This is a genomic window from Pseudomonas sp. SJZ077, from assembly GCF_007993905.1.
GTDB lineage: Bacteria > Pseudomonadota > Gammaproteobacteria > Pseudomonadales > Pseudomonadaceae > Aquipseudomonas > Aquipseudomonas mandelii.
Map to the genome: position 1 here is coordinate 68191 of NZ_VIUJ01000024.1, position 17937 is coordinate 86127.

General features: G+C 59.9%; 17 protein-coding genes. 8 read left to right on the forward strand and 9 right to left on the reverse strand.

The features are described from left to right. Positions 1-34 precede the first annotated feature (34 nt). The 7 genes from FBY01_RS27195 to FBY01_RS27225 all read left to right on the forward strand — a co-directional run bounded on the left by FBY01_RS27195 (position 35) and on the right by FBY01_RS27225 (position 8381). Entirely contained in the window at positions 35-1318 is a 1284-nt protein-coding gene (locus FBY01_RS27195; RefSeq protein WP_145310264.1) for an FAD-binding oxidoreductase, read from the forward strand. 364 nt (positions 1319-1682) lie between these two features. Beyond that, positions 1683-2816: an ABC transporter substrate-binding protein gene (locus FBY01_RS27200; protein WP_010464151.1), complete on the forward strand. Its 1134-nt coding sequence runs from the start codon at positions 1683-1685 to the stop codon at positions 2814-2816. Between the two features lie 168 nt (positions 2817-2984). Further along, the gene (locus FBY01_RS27205) at positions 2985-3899 is read left to right on the forward strand and encodes a branched-chain amino acid ABC transporter permease (protein WP_010464150.1); all 915 of its coding nucleotides are present in this window, start codon (positions 2985-2987) and stop codon (positions 3897-3899) included. Between the two features lie 3 nt (positions 3900-3902). Next, complete coding sequence (gene livM / locus FBY01_RS27210) at positions 3903-5186, forward strand: high-affinity branched-chain amino acid ABC transporter permease LivM (RefSeq protein ID WP_109627726.1); 1284 nt, start codon at positions 3903-3905, stop codon at positions 5184-5186. Next, positions 5183-6058, forward strand: coding sequence for an ABC transporter ATP-binding protein (locus FBY01_RS27215; protein ID WP_010464147.1), 876 nt, complete (start codon positions 5183-5185; stop codon positions 6056-6058). Before livM ends, FBY01_RS27215 begins: the two co-directional genes overlap by 4 nt. Next, complete coding sequence (locus FBY01_RS27220) at positions 6055-6771, forward strand: ABC transporter ATP-binding protein (protein WP_077748934.1); 717 nt, start codon at positions 6055-6057, stop codon at positions 6769-6771. The genes FBY01_RS27215 and FBY01_RS27220 overlap by 4 nt, the downstream gene beginning before the upstream one ends. Before the next feature lie 842 nt (positions 6772-7613). Further along, positions 7614-8381 carry an SDR family oxidoreductase gene (locus tag FBY01_RS27225; protein WP_010464142.1) on the forward strand — a complete coding sequence of 256 codons (768 nt, stop codon included), beginning with the start codon at positions 7614-7616 and terminating at the stop codon, positions 8379-8381. 133 nt (positions 8382-8514) lie between these two features. Here the strand turns inward: FBY01_RS27225 and FBY01_RS27230 are convergent, their stop codons facing one another. The 7 genes from FBY01_RS27230 to FBY01_RS27260 form a co-directional block, all read right to left on the reverse strand. Then, positions 8515-9642, reverse strand: a complete 1128-nt coding sequence (locus tag FBY01_RS27230; RefSeq protein WP_145310266.1) for an AGE family epimerase/isomerase — start codon at positions 9640-9642, stop codon at positions 8515-8517. A gap of 165 nt (positions 9643-9807) precedes the next feature. Beyond that, positions 9808-10380: a HupE/UreJ family protein gene (locus tag FBY01_RS27235; RefSeq protein WP_077748937.1), complete on the reverse strand. Its 573-nt coding sequence runs from the start codon at positions 10378-10380 to the stop codon at positions 9808-9810. Between the two features lie 29 nt (positions 10381-10409). After that, positions 10410-11024, reverse strand: a complete 615-nt coding sequence (ureG, locus tag FBY01_RS27240) for an urease accessory protein UreG (RefSeq protein WP_010464137.1) — start codon at positions 11022-11024, stop codon at positions 10410-10412. 23 nt (positions 11025-11047) lie between these two features. Further along, a complete protein-coding gene (locus FBY01_RS27245) occupies positions 11048-11722 on the reverse strand; it encodes an urease accessory protein UreF (RefSeq protein ID WP_083375168.1) in 675 nt (224 codons plus the stop codon). Beyond that, positions 11719-12219: an urease accessory protein UreE gene (gene ureE / locus FBY01_RS27250; protein WP_010464135.1), complete on the reverse strand. Its 501-nt coding sequence runs from the start codon at positions 12217-12219 to the stop codon at positions 11719-11721. Before ureE ends, FBY01_RS27245 begins: the two co-directional genes overlap by 4 nt. 267 nt (positions 12220-12486) lie before the next feature. After that, positions 12487-13119 (reverse strand): TetR family transcriptional regulator, encoded by a 633-nt coding sequence (locus tag FBY01_RS27255; RefSeq protein WP_145310269.1) that lies wholly within the window; start codon positions 13117-13119, stop codon positions 12487-12489. A gap of 174 nt (positions 13120-13293) precedes the next feature. After that, positions 13294-13752, reverse strand: coding sequence for a hypothetical protein (locus tag FBY01_RS27260; protein WP_145310271.1), 459 nt, complete (start codon positions 13750-13752; stop codon positions 13294-13296). 387 nt (positions 13753-14139) lie between these two features. Here FBY01_RS27260 and FBY01_RS27265 point away from each other — a divergent pair, with 387 nt between their 5' ends. Next, positions 14140-16215: an AsmA family protein gene (locus tag FBY01_RS27265; RefSeq protein ID WP_145310273.1), complete on the forward strand. Its 2076-nt coding sequence runs from the start codon at positions 14140-14142 to the stop codon at positions 16213-16215. Between the two features lie 102 nt (positions 16216-16317). Here the strand turns inward: FBY01_RS27265 and FBY01_RS27270 are convergent, their stop codons facing one another. Together FBY01_RS27270 and FBY01_RS27275 are read right to left on the reverse strand one after the other, a co-directional pair. After that, a complete protein-coding gene (locus FBY01_RS27270) occupies positions 16318-16848 on the reverse strand; it encodes a bacterioferritin (protein WP_010464129.1) in 531 nt (176 codons plus the stop codon). Between the two features lie 128 nt (positions 16849-16976). Beyond that, positions 16977-17879, reverse strand: coding sequence for a LysR substrate-binding domain-containing protein (locus FBY01_RS27275; protein WP_145310276.1), 903 nt, complete (start codon positions 17877-17879; stop codon positions 16977-16979). Between the last annotated feature and the right edge of the window lie 58 nt (positions 17880-17937).

The window sequence follows — 17937 nt, forward strand, 5'->3', positions numbered from 1 at the left end:
TGTGTGTTGGTTAGGTTTCTGTTGGAGTCTGGCAATGCCGTTACGCGAAGAGTGTCTGTGGGAAAAACTGACGCCGCAAAGGCCCGACAATGCCGCGCTCAAGGGCGAAGTTACCGTCGATGTCTGCGTCATTGGCGCCGGTTTCACCGGCCTGTCGGCGGCGGTGCATCTACTTGAAAAAGGTAAAAAGGTCTGCGTGCTCGAAGCCCATCGCGCCGGTCACGGCGGTTCGGGGCGCAACGTCGGTCTGGTCAACGCCGGGATGTGGATTCCACCGGACGAGATCGAAGCCGGGTTCGGCGAAGCGGTGGGCAGTCAGCTCAATCGCATGCTGGGTGCAGCGCCATCGCTGGTGTTCAGCCTGGTCGACAAATACAACATCGATTGCCAGTTACGCCGCGAAGGCACGCTGCACATGGCGCACAACGCCCGTGGCGAAGCCGATCTGCGCAGTCGCGAAGAACAATGGAAACGTCGCGGAGCACCGGTCGAACTGCTGACCGGGCAATCCTGCGAACAAGCGACGGGTACCAAAAAGATTGCTGCCGCGCTGCTCGACAAGCGTGCCGGCACGATCAATCCGATGGCTTACACCACGGGGCTGGCCAAAGCGGCCATCAGCCTCGGGGGCCAACTGTTCGATCATTCTCCGGTGACCCGACTCGAACGTCAGGGCCAACGCTGGTCGGTGCAAACCGCTCAGGGATCAGTGCTCGCCGAGCAAGTGGTCATCGCCTCCAACGCTTATACCGAAGGTGACTGGACGGCGTTGCGGCGCAATTTCTTCCCCGGTTATTACTATCAAGTGGCGTCGGTCCCGCTGACCGAAGACGCCGCGCAGCAAATTCTGCCCGGCGGCCAGGGTTCCTGGGACACGCGCCAGGTACTGAGCAGTATTCGTCGCGACAAAGACGGCCGTCTGTTGCTGGGTAGCCTCGGTAACGGCAATCAGAAACCGGCCTGGTTCCTCAAGGCCTGGGCCGATCGGGTGCAGCAGCACTATTTCCCCTACCTCAAACCCGTGGAATGGGAATGCACCTGGACCGGTTGCATCGCGTTTACCCCGGACCATTTGATGCGTTTGTTCGAGCCGGCGCCCGGTTTAGTGGCAGTCACCGGTTACAACGGCCGGGGCGTGACAACGGGGACGGTGGTCGGCAAAGCCTTTGCCGATTACCTGTGTAACGGAAATCCTGAGGCGCTACCCATTCCCTTTGCCCCCATGCAGCCATTGGCCGGGGTGGGTTTGCGCAGTTGTTTGTACGAGGCCGGTTTCTCGCTGTATCACGCAGGCCAGTGCTTGCGGATCGTTATTTGATTGTTGAAATTTGTTGCTGGGAGCGGCGCTTTTTCGCGCAGCGACTAGCCTGTAAAAGGTGCGGGTTGTAGCAGTTCCGCACCAGCAGTGTGCACTTCGGTGACGTACGTTGTTACAGGCTGGTTGCACGTCGTTTGGCGCCGCGGTTGCAATGATGGCGCACGCGGGTTGCGCCTTTAAAAATAAATGGTTTCACCTTCTGCGGTTTAGACGGTTGCACGCCCAATGAAAATGGGATCGAAACAGTCGAAATAACAATAAAGCAGCGACTTTTTTCAGAATAAAAAACCGATGGCACGGCCCTTGCTCTGAGCATTCAGAGAAGTCGCAGTGCCAACTAAAAAAAACCTTGGAGCACCACCTCATGTCCCAGACGTTTTACAAGAAAGGCTTTCTGGCCCTCGCAGTGGCAACTGCGTTGGGTGTTTCTGCGTTTGCACAGGCTGATGTGAAAATCGGTGTGGCGGGTCCGATGACAGGTGCCAACGCGGCATTTGGCGAGCAGTACATGAAGGGTGCACAGGCTGCAGCCGACGCGGTCAACGCGGCGGGCGGCGTTAACGGGGAAAAAATCGTACTGGTGAAGGGCGATGACGCCTGCGAACCGAAACAGGCTGTGACGGTCGCCAAGGACCTGACCAACCAGAAAGTCGCCGGCGTAGTCGGTCACTTCTGCTCCTCGTCGACCATCCCGGCCTCCGAGATCTACGACGAAGCGGGCATCATTGCAATCACTCCGGGTTCCACCAACCCAGCGGTTACCGAACGCGGCCTGAGTGCCATGTTCCGTATGTGCGGGCGTGACGATCAGCAAGGCATCGTGGCCGGTGACTACATCGTCGACGTGCTCAAGGGCAAGAAAGTCGTTGTCCTGCACGACAAGGACACCTACGGCCAAGGCCTGGCGGACGCTACCAAGGCCCAACTGGAAAAACGCGGCGTGAAGCCTGTGCTGTATGAAGGCCTGACCCGTGGCGAGAAAGACTTCAGCACCATCGTCACCAAGATCCGCGGCGCTGGCGCCGATGTCGTCTACTTCGGCGGTCTGCACCCGGAAGCCGGTCCTCTGGTCCGTCAACTGCGTGAGCAAGGCCTCAAAGACGTCAAGTTCATGTCCGATGACGGCATCGTGACCGACGAACTGGTTACCACTGCTGGCGGTCCGCAATTCGTTGACGGCGTGCTGATGACCTTCGGCGCCGACCCACGCCTGCTGCCAGACAGCAAAACCGTGGTGGACGAGTTCCGCAAGAAAGGCACCGAGCCTGAAGGCTACACCCTGTACGCCTACGCTTCGGTCCAGACCCTGGCCGCAGCTTTCAACGGTGCCAAGTCCAACAGCGGCGAGAAAGCCGCCGAGTGGCTGAAGAAAAACCCGGTCAAAACCGTGATGGGCGAGAAGACCTGGGACGCCAAGGGCGACCTGAAAGTCTCCGACTACGTCGTTTACGAGTGGGACAAGGACGGCAAATACCACCAGCTGGAAAAACAGAAGTGATATGACCTGATCTGCCCGGTGCCTGTTGCACCGGGCAGTCTATGAACATGTCCGTGCAGTACCTGTCTTTTCTCGTAGAGCTGCACACAACCGTGTTGCCCCGGCGGCTGAACCCCGGTCCGTTGCACCCGGCTTCTGTGCAGTCTCTCAAATGCGTGAGATTGCGTTATGGATGGTATTTTCCTGCAGCAACTGGTCAACGGCCTGACCCTCGGGTCGGTCTATGGCCTGATCGCCATCGGCTACACAATGGTCTATGGCATCATTGGCATGATCAACTTCGCCCACGGCGAGGTTTACATGATTTCCGCTTACCTCGCGGCAATCAGTCTGGCTCTGCTGGCGTACTTCGGTATTGAATCCTTCCCGCTGTTGATGCTCGGCACCTTGATCTTCACCATCGTGGTCACGGCGGTGTATGGCTGGGTCATCGAGCGCGTCGCCTACAAGCCCCTGCGCAACTCCACCCGACTGGCACCGCTGATCAGCGCCATCGGGATTTCGCTGATCCTGCAAAACTATGCCCAGATCGCCCAAGGTGCCAAGCAACAAGGCGTTCCGACCTTGTTGACGGGGGCCTGGCGCGTCGAAATCGGCACCGGCTTCGTGCAGTTGACCTACACCAAGGTGTTTATCCTGATTGCCGCATTCGCCGGCATGGCCCTGCTGACCTACATCATCAAGTACACCAAGCTCGGCCGCATGTGCCGCGCCACCCAGCAAGACCGCAAGATGGCCTCGATCCTGGGGATCAACACCGACCGCGTGATTTCCTACGTGTTCATCATCGGTGCAGCGATGGCGGCCCTGGCCGGCGTGCTGATCACCATGAACTACGGCACGTTCGACTTCTATGCCGGCTTCATCATCGGCATCAAGGCGTTCACGGCCGCGGTACTTGGCGGCATCGGCTCGCTGCCTGGTGCGATGCTTGGCGGGATCATTCTCGGGATCTCCGAGTCGCTGTTCTCAGGTTTGGTCAACTCGGACTACAAAGACGTTTTCAGCTTCTCGCTGCTCGTTCTCGTTCTGGTCTTTCGGCCCCAAGGCCTGCTCGGCCGTCCTCTTGTGTCGAAGGTGTAAGCGATGTCTTCAACCACTAAAAAAACCATTGATCTCAAAAGAAGCCTGGTTGACGCGATTCTTGCCGGCCTTGTCGCCCTGATTGTGTTCGGCCCGATTGTCGGCGTGGTCCTCGACGGCTACGGCTTCAATATGGAAACGACCCGGGTGGCGTGGATTGTCGCCATCGTCATGGCTGGCCGCTTTGCCCTGAGCCTGTTCCTGCAAACGCCCAAGGGCCTGAAGATTCTTGAAGGCTTTGAAAGCACCGGCTCCGGGGTTCATGTACTGCCGCCTGATTACAAATCCCGGTTGCGCTGGATCATCCCGCTGGTGATCCTCGTTGCTGTGGTGTTCCCGTTTTTCTCCAACTCTTACCTGCTGGGCGTGGTGATCCTCGGGCTGATCTACGTATTGCTCGGCCTGGGCCTGAATATCGTGGTCGGCCTGGCCGGTCTGCTCGACCTGGGTTATGTGGCGTTCTACGCCATCGGTGCCTACGGCCTGGCGCTGGGTTATCAATACCTCGGGCTGGGTTTCTGGACGGTGCTGCCGCTGGCAGCGATCACCGCGGGCCTGGCCGGTTGCATCCTCGGGTTCCCGGTGTTGCGGCTGCACGGTGATTACCTGGCGATCGTGACCCTCGGTTTCGGTGAAATCATTCGCCTGGTGCTCAACAACTGGCTGTCCCTGACCGGCGGCCCGAATGGCATGGCGGCTCCATTGCCAACCTTCTTCGGCCTCGAGTTCGGCAAGCGCGCGAAGGAGGGGGGCGTCCCGTTCCATGAGTTCTTCGGCATCGCCTATAACCCGGACGTGAAGTATTACTTCATCTATGCGGTGTTGTTCCTGGTGGTGCTGGCCGTGCTGTACATCAAGCATCGTCTGGTCAAGATGCCGGTCGGCCGCGCTTGGGAAGCCTTGCGTGAAGACGAAATCGCCTGCCGCTCCATGGGCCTGAACCACGTACTGGTCAAGCTCTCGGCGTTCACTATCGGTGCCTCGACGGCCGGCCTGGCCGGGGTGTTCTTCGCCACGTATCAAGGCTTCGTCAACCCGACCTCGTTCACCTTTTTCGAATCGGCGCTGATCCTCGCCATCGTGGTCCTCGGCGGCATGGGCTCGACCATCGGCGTGGTGATTGCAGCCTTCGTGCTGACCGTTGCCCCGGAACTGCTGCGCGGCTTTGCGGAATATCGCGTGCTGCTGTTCGGCGTGCTGATGGTGTTGATGATGATCTGGCGACCGCGCGGCCTGATTCGGATCAGCCGTACCGGTGTGACCCCGCGTAAAGGAGTAGCGCCATGAGCGAAGTCGTACTCTCGGTCGAGAAGCTGATGATGCACTTCGGCGGCATCAAGGCGTTAAGCGATGTCAGCCTCAAGGTGCATCGCAACTCGATTTTTGCCCTGATCGGCCCCAACGGCGCCGGCAAGACCACCGTGTTCAACTGCCTGACCGGTTTCTACAAGGCCTCCGGTGGCAGGATCGAACTCAATACCCGCGGCGAACGCACCGATGTCATCCAGCTGTTGGGCGAATCGTTCAAAGCCACGGATTTCGTTTCGCCGAAAAGCTTCATCACCCGGATGCGCTACAAAATGTTCGGCGGCACCCACCTGGTGAACCGTGCCGGGCTGGCGCGCACCTTCCAGAACATTCGCCTGTTCAAGGAAATGTCGGTACTTGAAAACCTGCTGGTAGCCCAGCACATGTGGGTCAACCGCAATATGTTGGCCGGCATCCTCAATACCAAGGGCTACCGCAAGGCTGAAAGCGACGCGCTGGACCACGCCTTCTACTGGCTGGAAGTCGTGGACCTTGTGGACTGCGCCAACCGTCTGGCCGGTGAACTGTCCTACGGCCAACAGCGCCGCCTGGAAATCGCCCGGGCCATGTGCACTCGGCCGCAGATCATCTGCCTCGACGAACCGGCGGCCGGCCTCAACCCTCAGGAAACCGAAGCGCTGAGCGCGATGATCCGTTTGCTGCGCGACGAGCACGATCTGACCGTGGTGCTGATCGAACACGACATGGGCATGGTAATGAGTATTTCCGACCACATCGTGGTGCTGGACCACGGCGTCGTCATCGCCGAGGGCGGACCTGAAGCGATTCGCAACGACCCGAAAGTGATTGCGGCCTATCTGGGCGCTGATGAAGAGGAAGTGGTGCTATGAGTCAACCCATCCTCGAACTCAAGGATCTGGATGTGTTTTACGGGCCGATCCAGGCTCTGAAAAAAGTCTCGCTGCATATCGAAGAAGGTGAAACCGTCAGCCTGATCGGCTCCAACGGCGCCGGTAAATCGACCTTGCTGATGTCGATCTTCGGCCAGCCGCGAGCGGCTAGCGGGCAGATCATTTATCAGGGCGTGGACATCACCCACAAGTCGTCGCACTACATCGCGTCCAACGGCATCGCACAGTCGCCTGAAGGCCGACGGGTGTTCCCCGACATGACCGTCGAGGAAAACCTGCTGATGGGCACCATCCCTATCGGTGACAAGTACGCTTCCGAGGACATGCAACGCATGTTCGAGTTGTTTCCACGGCTCAAGGAGCGCCGTAACCAGCGGGCCATGACCATGTCCGGCGGTGAGCAACAGATGCTCGCCATCGCTCGTGCGTTGATGAGTCGGCCCAAGCTGCTGTTGCTCGATGAACCGAGCCTTGGACTGGCGCCGATCGTGGTGAAACAGATCTTCGCGACCCTGCGGGAACTGGCGAGTACCGGCATGACCATCTTCCTGGTCGAGCAGAACGCCAACCACGCGTTGAAGCTGTCGGACCGGGCGTACGTGATGGTCAACGGCGAGATCCGCATCACGGGCACCGGCAAGGAGCTGCTGGTCAACGAGGAAGTGCGTAACGCCTATCTCGGCGGGCACTGACACGCTGCCGAAATATCCACAGCCCCGACGAGCAATCGCCGGGGCTTTTTTACACCTCGAATACATCACTAATCCCCCTGTGGGAGCGAGCCTGCTCGCGAAAGCGGAGTGCCAATCGACAGGTGTTTCACTGGCCCACCGCTTTCGCAAGCAGGCCCGCTCCTGCAAGGGCCAAGTGTGCTTTCCGGAAATTGTGGAAAACAATATTCACAAGCTCTCAAAGCGCGACATAAAGCCGCTGCAAATAGTTGTTTTGTCACGCTTTTGACTTGTCCCCGTTTACTGTGGAACTGGCTGTGAATAACGTGGGAGTAGCTGTCTGAGAGCCTTTGAATCCGTGGCTTGCAGCGATGTGGTTGTTTTTTGATCAGGCGTTTTTGCTTGACCCGGAACAGGCTTTGTCAACCTTTTTGTTGGATGGCAAAGTGGCTGGAAATGTAATGGGCCAGCCTGTGGATAAGTCTGTGGTTAAACTCTGGAAAGACTCGGCTGAGGGCCGTAGTTACTGGCTTGGCGCCATCGTCGGTTTGCCCATCACATCGTGCAAAATGCCATGGGCTACACAGCTGGTACCCGAGGGTCAAGCAAAAAACTTTGTAATCTACCCGCAAAGCCTTGTGGATAGCGGCTTGCAGCTTTTCCACTTGCCCCCGGAAACTGTGGACCGGCCTGTGGATAAGGTGCGTGTACATGGCTGCAAGCCACGGTGCCTGTGGCTTTGGAAGGTCTGGTTGTTTTTTGTACAGTTTTTGCGGCGGTTGCCGCTGTGGGCAAGGCCGGGCATGCTGCCAGCTGATTTTCTATTCCAATGGCTGTCGATCAGCCGAAGCAAGGAGAACACGATGTCCAACACCCTGTTTATTACCGGAGCGACCTCTGGTTTTGGTGAAGCCTGTGCCCGTCGTTTTGCCGAGGCCGGCTGGAAACTGGTGCTGACAGGCCGTCGTGAAGAACGCCTCAATGCCCTGTGCGCCGAGTTGTCGAAGCAGACCGAGGTGCATGGCCTGGTGCTCGACGTGCGTGATCGCAAGGCCATGGAGGAGGCGATCGCCAACTTGCCGCCGTCCTTTGCCAAGCTGCGCGGGCTGATCAACAACGCCGGTCTGGCGCTGGGCGTTGACCCGGCACCGAAGTGCGATCTCGACGATTGGGACACCATGGTCGACACCAACATCAAAGGCCTGATGTACGCCACTCGCCTGCTGTTGCCACGCCTGATCGCCCACGGCCGCGGTGCCGGTATCGTCAACCTCGGCTCCGTCGCCGGCAACTATCCGTACCCGGGCAGCCATGTTTATGGGGGGACCAAAGCATTCGTTGGCCAGTTCTCGCTGAACCTGCGTTGCGACCTGCAAGGCACTGGCGTGCGTGTCAGCAATATCGAGCCGGGCCTATGCGAGAGCGAGTTCTCGCTGGTGCGTTTCGCCGGTGACCAGGAGCGCTACAACGCGACCTATGCCGGTGCTGAGCCGATCCAGCCGCAGGACATCGCCGATACCATTTTCTGGGTGCTTAATGCCCCGGCGCACATCAACATCAACAGCCTGGAATTGATGCCGGTGAGCCAGACGTGGGCCGGGTTTGCGATTGAGCGTAACGCCAAGGGTTAAGACCGCATAACGGCTTTCGCGGGCACGCCGCGCTCCCACAAGACTTGTGTTGAATCGTCATTTCGCGAACGACAAAAAACCTGTGGGAGCGGCGGTGCGGCGATCCGAATTGCCCGCGATAGCTATCTGTCAGTCAGCCGAGATAATCGACCAGCCCTCGATAGCAAGTGGCCAAGTGATAAGGCGTGGTCGATGGCATGTCCTTGCGGCTGACTTCGCCCTGCTCGTCGCGACATTCATACCACCCTCCCGCATGCAAAAAGCGTTGCTGCAATGCCTGCAACTGGCGTTGCACCGAGCCTTCGCTATTTGGACGCAAGGTCAGGGCGCGCAGGTATTCAGCCTGGGCCCAGATGCGTTGAGTGGCATCCTTGGCAGAGCCATTCAGATCGAGCATCGCCGTCACCGCACCCGTTTGTGGATCAACGCCCAGTTGTTCGGTGAGTACAAACGCGCGCTCCAGCGAAGCATGCAGTTTTGAGCCGTGCAGCAGTGGCGAAGACTCCAGCAGGAAATACCACTCGAACTGATGCCCCGGTTCAAACCAGTTATCCACAGCGCCCAGCGGTTTTTCCATCAGCACGCTGTGGTGCGGGTCAATAAAACGCTTCTGCATGGCTGTGCATAACTCGACCAGCGCGCGCTGTACGGCGGTGTCTTCTCGCACCGACAGGGTCGCGAGGAAAGCTTCGGCCAGATGCATCAAGGGATTTTGCAGGGGGCCGGAGTCGAGCGAGGACCAGTCGCGGTCGAGGCTGGCTTCGTACAGGCCGTCGCCTGTGGCGAAGCGCTGCGCCAGCACTTCCAGTGTCGCGTTGAGGACCGATTCCACTAGCGGCTCGCGCACCTTGCCCCAGTAATGGGCGCAGGCGAACAGGATAAAGGCGTGGGTGTAGAGGTCTTTGCGCTGATCCAGTGGCGCACCTTGCGGGTCGATGCTGTAGAACCAGCCACCGTGCTCGGCGTCGTGAAAATGCTGTTGCAAGGAACGGAACAGCGCCGCGGCGCGTTCCTCGGCGGCCGGCACCTGGCCGATCAGGCTGGAAAACAGATACAGCTGCCGCGCGCAGGCCATCGCTCGATAGCGTTGGGGCGGCAGCGGTTGATGCCCGGCGTCCAGCGCTTCATAAGGCAACGCCATGTCGGCATTCCAGCCGGGGCCTTGCCAGAGCGGCACGATCACGTCCTGGAAATGCTGTTGCACCGAGGCGAACAGAGCGGTCAATTCAGGCTGGGAGGCGGAGCGGGAAACAGGCGGCATTGGCTGGCGTCGTCACGGCAGGGTTGATTGCGCGACATGTTAGCAGGCCTGAGAGATGCGGTGTCTGTCAGGCCGTCTTCGCGAGCAGGCTCGCTCCCACAGGTGTACGCATTCCAATGTGGGAGCGAGCCTGCTCGCGAAGGGGCCATCACAGGCAATAAGAGATCAACCTGCGAGCAACCACGCACCAGTCGCCGCCGAAGCCGCACCGGCCAATCGAACCAACGGCGCCGCCGCTTGCGGCAACACGCGCACCACGGCATAACCCGCAGCATGCAACGCCGCCGTCGCCGCCACAAACCCTGCGGCATACGCCCAAGGGCTCGACATGTCCGGCAACTCCAGCCCATGGGCCACACCATGGAACAGCGCAAACAAAGCCGTCGCACCGACCGCCACGCTCAGCGGCGGACGCACGGCCAGGGCCACGGCCAGGCCCAGCGCCAGCACCGACGCCGCAATGCCGCCTTCCAGCGCCGGCAGGTTCAATCCTTCAAAACCCAGCAGTCCGCCAATCAGCATGGTGCCCACGAAGGTGCACGGCAGCGCCCAGCGCGCGGCGCCTTTTTGCTGCGCCGCCCACAAACCCACCGCCACCATCGCCAGCAAGTGATCAAGGCCGCCAATCGGGTGGCTGATGCCGGCGATCAAACCGTTGTCGCCATGACCCGGGTGCGCGAAGGCGATGGCCGGGGTCAGCAGCAGGGCCAGGGTGCCCAGGATGCGTTTCAGTGTCATGGATAAGCTTCCTTGTTGATAAGTCGTGATCAGGCTGCGGTCAGCAGGCCTTGGCGTTCGATGAAGGCGATGATTGCTTCCAGGCCCAAGCCGGTTTTCTGATTGCTGAAGACAAACGGCTTGCCGTTGCGCATGCGCGTGGTGTCGCTGTCCATCAGTTCCAGCGACGCGCCCACCAGCGGCGCGAGGTCGACCTTGTTGATCACCAGCAAGTCGGACTTGCAGATCCCCGGCCCGCCCTTGCGCGGCAGCTTGTCGCCCGCCGAGACGTCGATCACGTAAATGGTCAGGTCGGACAGTTCCGGGCTGAAGGTCGCCGACAGGTTATCGCCGCCGGACTCCACCAGAATCAGATCCAGCCCCGGAAAGCGGCGGTTCAGTTGATCCACCGCTTCGAGGTTGATCGAGGCGTCTTCGCGGATCGCCGTGTGCGGGCAGCCGCCGGTTTCCACGCCGATGATGCGCTCAGGGGCCAGGGCTTCGTTGCGCACCAGGAAATCGGCGTCTTCGCGGGTGTAGATGTCGTTGGTGACGACGGCCAGGTTGTAGCGGTCGCGCAGGGCCAGGCAGAGCGCCAGCGTCAGGGCGGTTTTACCGGAACCGACCGGTCCGCCGATGCCAACGCGCAGGGGTTGTGTGTTCATGTGATTCTCCAAGTAAAAAGGCCCTAGGAACGGAACAGACGGCTGTACTGGCGCTCATGGGCCATGCACGCCAGGGACAGGCCGAACGCGGCGCTGCCGTAGTGTTCGGGGTTGATTCGGGTGGCGTCCTGCTGGGCTTGTTGCAGCAGTGGCAGCAGTTCGCTGGTCAGGCGTTGCGCGGCTTGCTGGCCGAGGGGCAGGGTTTTCATCAGCACCGCCAATTGATTTTCCAGCCAGCTCCAGAGCCACGCCGCCAGCGCATCTTGCGGGCTGATCTGCCAGGCGCGAGCGGCAAGCGCCCAGCCGAGGGCCAAATGCGGCTCAGGGCGCTGCTGGAGAAAGGCGCGGGCCGGCGCATCGAGTTCCGGCAAGCCGTTGAGCAGTTGTTGCAATGAATAGCCCATCTGCCGGCTTTCCTGATGCAGTTCGCGGGTTTCCCGGCTGGCACGATGTTCTTCGCAGCGTTGCAGCAACTGGCCCCAGTTCTCATCAAAGGCAGCGGTGCAATGGGCGAGCAGCAGCGGCGCTTCGAAGCGTGCCAGGTTCAGCAACAACTGATCGCTGATCCAGCGTCGGGCGCTGTCTGCATCGTTCACCCGGCCGTTATCCACCGCCATCTCCAGGCCTTGCGAATAGCTGTAGCCGCCAATCGGCAGTTGTGGACTGGCCAGGCGCAACAGCGCCCAGGCCGGGTTCATAACCGGACGCCGAACTGGTGCAATTTCGGCGGGTAGTTGAAGTCCTCGTCGCCGTGGCGGGAATGGTGATGGCCGCCCCCATAGGCGCCGTGTTCCGGCTGGAACGGTGCCTCGATGTTGTCGACGTTGGCCTCCAGCTGTTCGAGCATGGCTTTGAGTACGTAATCATCGAGCAGGCGCAACCAGCCATCACCGACTTGCAGGGCGACGTGGCGATTGCCCAGGTGATAGGCCGCGCGAGTCAGTTCGAACGCGTTGGCGCACGTAACATGCAGCAATTGTTCGGGGCGGGCGCAGACGCGGACGATGCGCCCATCTTCGGCTTGCAGGCACTCACCGTCATACAGTGGCGGCTGACCGCGCTCCAAAAACAAACCGACGTCCTCGCCTTCGGCACTGAAACAGCGCAAACGGCTTTTGCTCCGGGCCTCGAAAGTCAGGTGCAACTCGGCGGCCCAGACGGGTTGAGGGTCGATTCTGCGATGAATCACCAGCATCGGAAGGCTTCCAGCAATGGACGATGTTCAGGCTAGAGCAAGGGGCTTGCCAATCGGGCGATACGTAGGAAATACCTGTCGGAGCGTAGTGGGTGGCTCAGGCTGTTGCGGGATTTTGAACTGGAATGGTGCGGGGATTTTTCGGTGGCACCAAATTGATGCCTTGACTGGTTTTGTGGACGTGAGCCTGCTCGCGATAGCGTCGGCACAACAACATTTGATGTGGCTGACATTCCGCTATTGCGAGCAGGCTCGCTCCTACAGGGTTTATTCAGTGCTGCCGAGGCCTTGCCAATGCTTGAGACCGATGAAGATGAAGCGCAGCTGTTGAGTGATTTTTGCCTGTGGCGTCAGGTGCTCAGGTAGCGCCTCGGCCGGTGGATCGATAATGTCCGGCAAGGTCGCGAACACACTTTTGACGATCAGGTCCGCCATGACGCTGAGGCCGGCGATGTCCAGATGCTGCAATTTCGGCATCAAGGACAGGTCGGCCGCGAGGTCCGAGCTGATGTCTTCCCGCAGGCGACCAATGGCCTGGCGCACGAGCAGCGATCCGCCGTACTGCTCCCGGGCCAGAAACAGGAACTGCGAGCGATTGGCCGAGACCACGTCGAGAAAGATCCGAACCGAAGCGTCAATGATGCCGCCCATGACGAACTCGTTATGGCGCACCAGGCGAATGGTTTCGCGAAAGGTCTGGCCGACTTCGCTCACCAGTACCAGGCCCAGTTCGTCCATATCGGCGAAATGCCGGTAGAAACCGGTGGGCACGATCCCGGCGGTTTTCGCCACTTCGCGCAGGCTCAGGCTGCCGAATCCTCGACCACATTCCATCAGGTGACGGGCAGCGTCCATCAGGGCGTTGCGGGTTTGTTGTTTCTGTTCGGCGCGGGGCAGCATCGCAAGGGTGTTTTTCTGGACAGGGACAGCGGCGCACTCTAGCAAATCGGCTTCGCTGGCGTCGAACGACTATCGGGGGATCAAGCGGGGATGTGCAACTTCCAATGAGGCAAAACCCTATAAAGTCAAAAGCCCAATCCAGGGATTGGGCTTTTTTTCAGGGCCGCCATGGGCTCAGCTCACAGCGCTGTTGCGTTCGATGACACGGTCACCACCACCTTCGGCGAGTGTTTGGCCTGGGGTGCGATCGGAACCATCGGCAGCCAGTGTTTGGCCTGGAGTGCGATCGGAACCATCGGCAGCCAGTGTTTGGCCTGGGGTGCGATCGGAACCATCGGCAGCCAGTGTTTGACCTGGGGTGCGGTCGGAACCATCAGCGGCGAGAACCTGGCCTTGTGGCGTTTTGTCATAACCGTCTTCAGTGATCAGGCCTTTTTCTTTCAAGCGATCATTGCCACCTTCGGCAAGGGTCTGGCCTTGTGGAGTGCGGTCGGAACCATCGGCAGCGACGGTTTGGCTGAACACCGAGCGGCTGTCTTTGACTTGTGGAGTGGCCTGGTCAGCAGCAGGCAGAGCGAAAGCGGTGCTGGCCAGCATTGAGAGGGTAAGGCTAAGCAGTAATTGGCGTTTCATGATGGGTTGCTCCTTGGGAGGGCGATAAAGTGGGTACGAGGGCAATGCTACTCTCGATAAGTCGATATAAAAGTTCATAAACGCAATGGTAATAATCAACGGAATTGATTGTTCTGCCGAAGCGCTCTAGAACGGGTGTCTCCGGCGATCGCTTTTGCACTGGAGTGGGTATTTTCGACCCACTGATGCCGCACAAAAGTGCGGGGGGCGGTAACGCTGGATTCGGGGGCAGTCTCTCCCCGGTCGATTATTTGAGGATTAATCGATGTTTCGGTTAAACCTGCGGGCCGTTTTTCAGTCGTAGATTCCATGGCAGGCCGGTTCTGGCCTGTCGTTTCACACGTGCGTCGCAGTCAGGGCGCTCAGTCGTATCAGGAGCCCTGTGCAATGACGCGCACTCGTAAAATTGTTACCTGGACCTTCGCCAGCCTGATTATCTTGCTGGCGGTATTGGTTCTGATCATCGCGTTCTTCGATTGGAACCGGATCAAACCGCCCCTTAATGCCAAAGTTTCTGAAGAGCTGCATCGTCCGTTCGCCATTAATGGCAACATCGCGGTGGTCTGGCAGCGCGAGCCCGACGAGGGCGGTTGGCGGGCCTGGGTGCCGTGGCCGCACGTGGTGGCCGAAGACCTGAGCCTGGGCAACCCGGACTGGTCGAAAAAACCACAGATGGTCACCCTCAAACGCGTCGAGCTGCGTATTTCACCCTTGGCATTGCTGGCGCAACGGGTGGTGATCCCGCGTATTGACCTGACCGAGCCGAATGCCGACCTTCAGCGCCTGGCCGATGGCCGTGCCAACTGGACGTTCCAGTTCGACCCCAAAGACCCGAACGCCGAGCCTTCGAGCTGGGTGGTGGACATCGGTGCCATCGGCTTCGACAAGGGCCACGTCACCCTCGATGACCAGAACCTCAAGACTCAGCTCGATGTGCTGATTGATCCGTTGGGCAAACCTATTCCGTTCAGCGATATCGTCGGCGACAAAGCCGCAAAAACCGCGCAGGAGAAAGGCGCGGCTCCCCAGGATTACGCGTTCGCGCTGAAGGTCAAAGGCCAATACCACAATCAGAAACTCGCGGGCGAAGGCAAGATCGGCGGGTTGCTGGCATTGCAAGATGCGGCCAGGCCGTTCCCGCTCCAGGCGCAAGTGAAGATCGCCGATACCAGTGTCGAACTGGCCGGAACGCTGACCGATCCGCTGAACCTCGGCGCCCTGGACCTGCGCCTGAAACTGGCCGGTACCAGCCTGGGCAATCTCTATCCGCTGACCGGTGTGACGCTGCCGGATACGCCGCCCTACGAGACCGACGGGCATTTGATCGCCAAACTGCATGAGCCGGGTGGTGCGGAGTTCCGCTATGAAGCATTCAACGGCAAGATCGGCGAGAGCGACATCCACGGCAGCCTGGCCTATGTCGCCAGCCAGCCGCGGCCGAAACTCAGTGGTTCGCTTGTTTCCAATCAACTGCTGTTCGCCGACCTGGCCCCGTTGATCGGCGCTGACTCCAACGCCAAGCAAAAGGCCCGTGGCGGCGAAAGCAAGCAGCCGACGGATAAGGTGTTGCCGGTCGAGGAGTTCAAGACCGAGCGCTGGCGTGACATGGACGCCGACGTCGAATTCACCGGCAAGCGCATCATCCACAGCGAAAAATTGCCGTTCAATGACCTCTATACGCACCTGGTGCTGACCGACGGTGTTCTCAGTCTGGAGCCTCTGCGTTTCGGCGTGGCGGGCGGCAACCTGGATGCGCAGATTCGCCTCAATGGCCGCACCGAGCCGTTGGAAGGCCGGGCCAAACTGACCGCGCGCAAGTTCAAGCTCAAGCAGCTGTTCCCGACCTTTGAACCGATGAAAACCAGTTTCGGCGAACTCAACGGCGATGCCGACATCACCGGCCAGGGCAACTCGGTGGCCAAGCTGTTGGGCAGCGCCAATGGCAACCTGAAAATGCTGATAAACGATGGCGCCATCAGCCGCGAGTTGATGGAGCTGGCCGGGCTCAACGTCGGCAACTATGTGGTGGGCAAGATCTTTGGCGACAAGGAAGTGAAGATCAATTGCGCGGCGGCCGACTTCGATATCAAGACCGGTTTGGCCACCACCCGACTGTTCGTCTTCGATACCGAGAACGCGATCATCTATATCGACGGCACGGCGAACATGGCGACGGAGCAGCTGGACCTGACGATCACCCCGGAATCCAAAGGCTGGCGGTTGATTTCGTTGCGCTCGCCGCTGTACGTGCGGGGCAAGTTCATCAAGCCGGATGCGGGCGTGAAGGCGGTGCCGCTGATTTTGCGTGGCGCCGGGATGGTTGCGTTGGGCGTGATCGCAGCGCCGGCGGCGGGGCTGTTGGCCTTGATAGCACCGAGTGGGGGTGAGCCGAATCAGTGTGCGCCATTGTTGGAACAGATGAAGGCGGGCAAGGCGCCGGTGACCGTTAAACCAACGAAATAATGGGGTGTCAGTGTGGGGGCCTTCGCGGGTAAGCCTCGCTCCTTCAGGAAAATACTAAACCTGTAGGCGCGAGGCTCGCCCGCGAAGGCGATCTGAAAGGCGCTAAAGATCTTTCAGAATGTCAGCCATGTCATCCGCATGCTCTTCTTCCTGAGCCAGGATGTCTTCAAAGATGCGCCGGGTGGTCGGGTCTTTTTCGCCGATGTACTGAATGATCTCGCGGTAGCTGTCGATGGCAATCCGCTCGGCGACCAGGTCTTCGTAGACCATCTCTTTCAGTGAATTGCCCGCCACATACTGCGCGTGGGAGTTTTTCGACAGCAGGTCAGGGTTGAACTCCGGCTCACCGCCCAGTTGCACGATGCGCTCGGCCAGTCGGTCGGCGTGCTCGGCTTCCTGGGTTGCGTGCTCGAGGAATTCGTCGGCCGCGACGTTGGCTTTCAAGCCGCTGGCCATGAAGTAGTGGCGCTTGTAGCGCAACACGCAGACCAGTTCCGTGGCCAACGACTCGTTCAGCAGGCGCAATACTTCTTCACGGTCAGCGCTGTAGCTTTCGGTCACCGCGCCGTTCTCGACGTTCTTGCGGGCCCGTTCGCGAAGGGTGGTTACGTCAGACAAATGCATGTCACTCATCTCGTTCTCCTGGAGGCTAATCCGGTTTGCGTCACCTTCTGGGGAAGTGATCGCTACTTAAGGTGTGAGTGATGAGCGCGGCGAAAAGTTTTATGCCATTTGTCCATCGTAAAAAGCGCCCGAAATGGTCACGCCAACCCATGCCCGGACAGCAGCGCCTCCTCGCGCAGCCACGCAAAAAACGCCCGCACCGGCGGATGCCGTTCGCGTCCCGGCACACAGAGTGCGCTATAGCCGGCGCCATCGACCTGGACCTCGCCCCGGTAGGCGACCAGTAAACCGTTGGCCACGCTTTCCGACACCAGGATATTGCTGGCCAGCACCAGCCCCTGCCCGGCGATCGCGGCTTGCAGGGCGTAATGCTCTTCGTCGTATTCACGGACCGCCGGTTGCCCTGTCAGCCAACTTTCGCCGGACTGCGCGCACCAGGCCGCCCAGCCGTGGGCATAGAGTTTGGAGTTGTGCCAGCGCACGCTGATCAGCGTGGGTACCCGCTCAGCCGCCAGGGCCACCTGCCCGGGCGAGCCATAGACGCCGAACGATTCGTCGAACAGGCACAGTCCATAAAGGTTCGGGTAATCACCCAGGCTGTAGCGCACCACCAAATCGACGCTGGCGTCCTGATGCAGATCGATGACTTCGCAGTGGGTGTCCAGGCGCAGGTTGATGTTCGGATGGCGGGCGTAAAACCGACCCAGACGCGGCACCAGCCACAACGCCGCGAAGGCCGCCGTGGTGGAGATCGTCAGGCTCGCGCCGCTGCGTTGCGGGCGCAGGGTATCGATGCTTTGCGCCACTTCCAGCAGCGCGCCGTGCAGGCTGCGGAACAACCGTTCGCCGCCGTCGGTGAGGCGCACCTGCCGTGGCAGCCGCTCGAACAGCGGCACGCCGAGCCAGTTCTCCAGCGAACGAATCTGGTGCGACACCGCTGTGGGCGTCACCGAAAGTTCTTCGGCGGCGGCCTTGAAACTCAGCAGGCGCGAGGCGGATTCGAAGGCGCGCAGGGCGGTGAGCGGCAACGAGGCAAACATTCAAATACTCCATGGATGAAATGGATTCATCCAGACTGATTTCTACTCAGTTGAAGAA

Coding starts and splice junctions, on each gene's coding strand:
- FBY01_RS27195 (WP_145310264.1), top strand. CDS start 35: ATGCCGTTACGCGAAGAGTGTCTGTGGGAAAAACTGACGCCGCAAAGG.
- FBY01_RS27200 (WP_010464151.1), top strand. CDS start 1,683: ATGTCCCAGACGTTTTACAAGAAAGGCTTTCTGGCCCTCGCAGTGGCA.
- FBY01_RS27205 (WP_010464150.1), top strand. CDS start 2,985: ATGGATGGTATTTTCCTGCAGCAACTGGTCAACGGCCTGACCCTCGGG.
- livM (WP_109627726.1), top strand. CDS start 3,903: ATGTCTTCAACCACTAAAAAAACCATTGATCTCAAAAGAAGCCTGGTT.
- FBY01_RS27215 (WP_010464147.1), top strand. CDS start 5,183: ATGAGCGAAGTCGTACTCTCGGTCGAGAAGCTGATGATGCACTTCGGC.
- FBY01_RS27220 (WP_077748934.1), top strand. CDS start 6,055: ATGAGTCAACCCATCCTCGAACTCAAGGATCTGGATGTGTTTTACGGG.
- FBY01_RS27225 (WP_010464142.1), top strand. CDS start 7,614: ATGTCCAACACCCTGTTTATTACCGGAGCGACCTCTGGTTTTGGTGAA.
- FBY01_RS27230 (WP_145310266.1), bottom strand. CDS start 9,642: ATGCCGCCTGTTTCCCGCTCCGCCTCCCAGCCTGAATTGACCGCTCTG.
- FBY01_RS27235 (WP_077748937.1), bottom strand. CDS start 10,380: ATGACACTGAAACGCATCCTGGGCACCCTGGCCCTGCTGCTGACCCCG.
- ureG (WP_010464137.1), bottom strand. CDS start 11,024: ATGAACACACAACCCCTGCGCGTTGGCATCGGCGGACCGGTCGGTTCC.
- FBY01_RS27245 (WP_083375168.1), bottom strand. CDS start 11,722: ATGAACCCGGCCTGGGCGCTGTTGCGCCTGGCCAGTCCACAACTGCCG.
- ureE (WP_010464135.1), bottom strand. CDS start 12,219: ATGCTGGTGATTCATCGCAGAATCGACCCTCAACCCGTCTGGGCCGCC.
- FBY01_RS27255 (WP_145310269.1), bottom strand. CDS start 13,119: ATGCTGCCCCGCGCCGAACAGAAACAACAAACCCGCAACGCCCTGATG.
- FBY01_RS27260 (WP_145310271.1), bottom strand. CDS start 13,752: ATGAAACGCCAATTACTGCTTAGCCTTACCCTCTCAATGCTGGCCAGC.
- FBY01_RS27265 (WP_145310273.1), top strand. CDS start 14,140: ATGACGCGCACTCGTAAAATTGTTACCTGGACCTTCGCCAGCCTGATT.
- FBY01_RS27270 (WP_010464129.1), bottom strand. CDS start 16,848: ATGAGTGACATGCATTTGTCTGACGTAACCACCCTTCGCGAACGGGCC.
- FBY01_RS27275 (WP_145310276.1), bottom strand. CDS start 17,879: ATGTTTGCCTCGTTGCCGCTCACCGCCCTGCGCGCCTTCGAATCCGCC.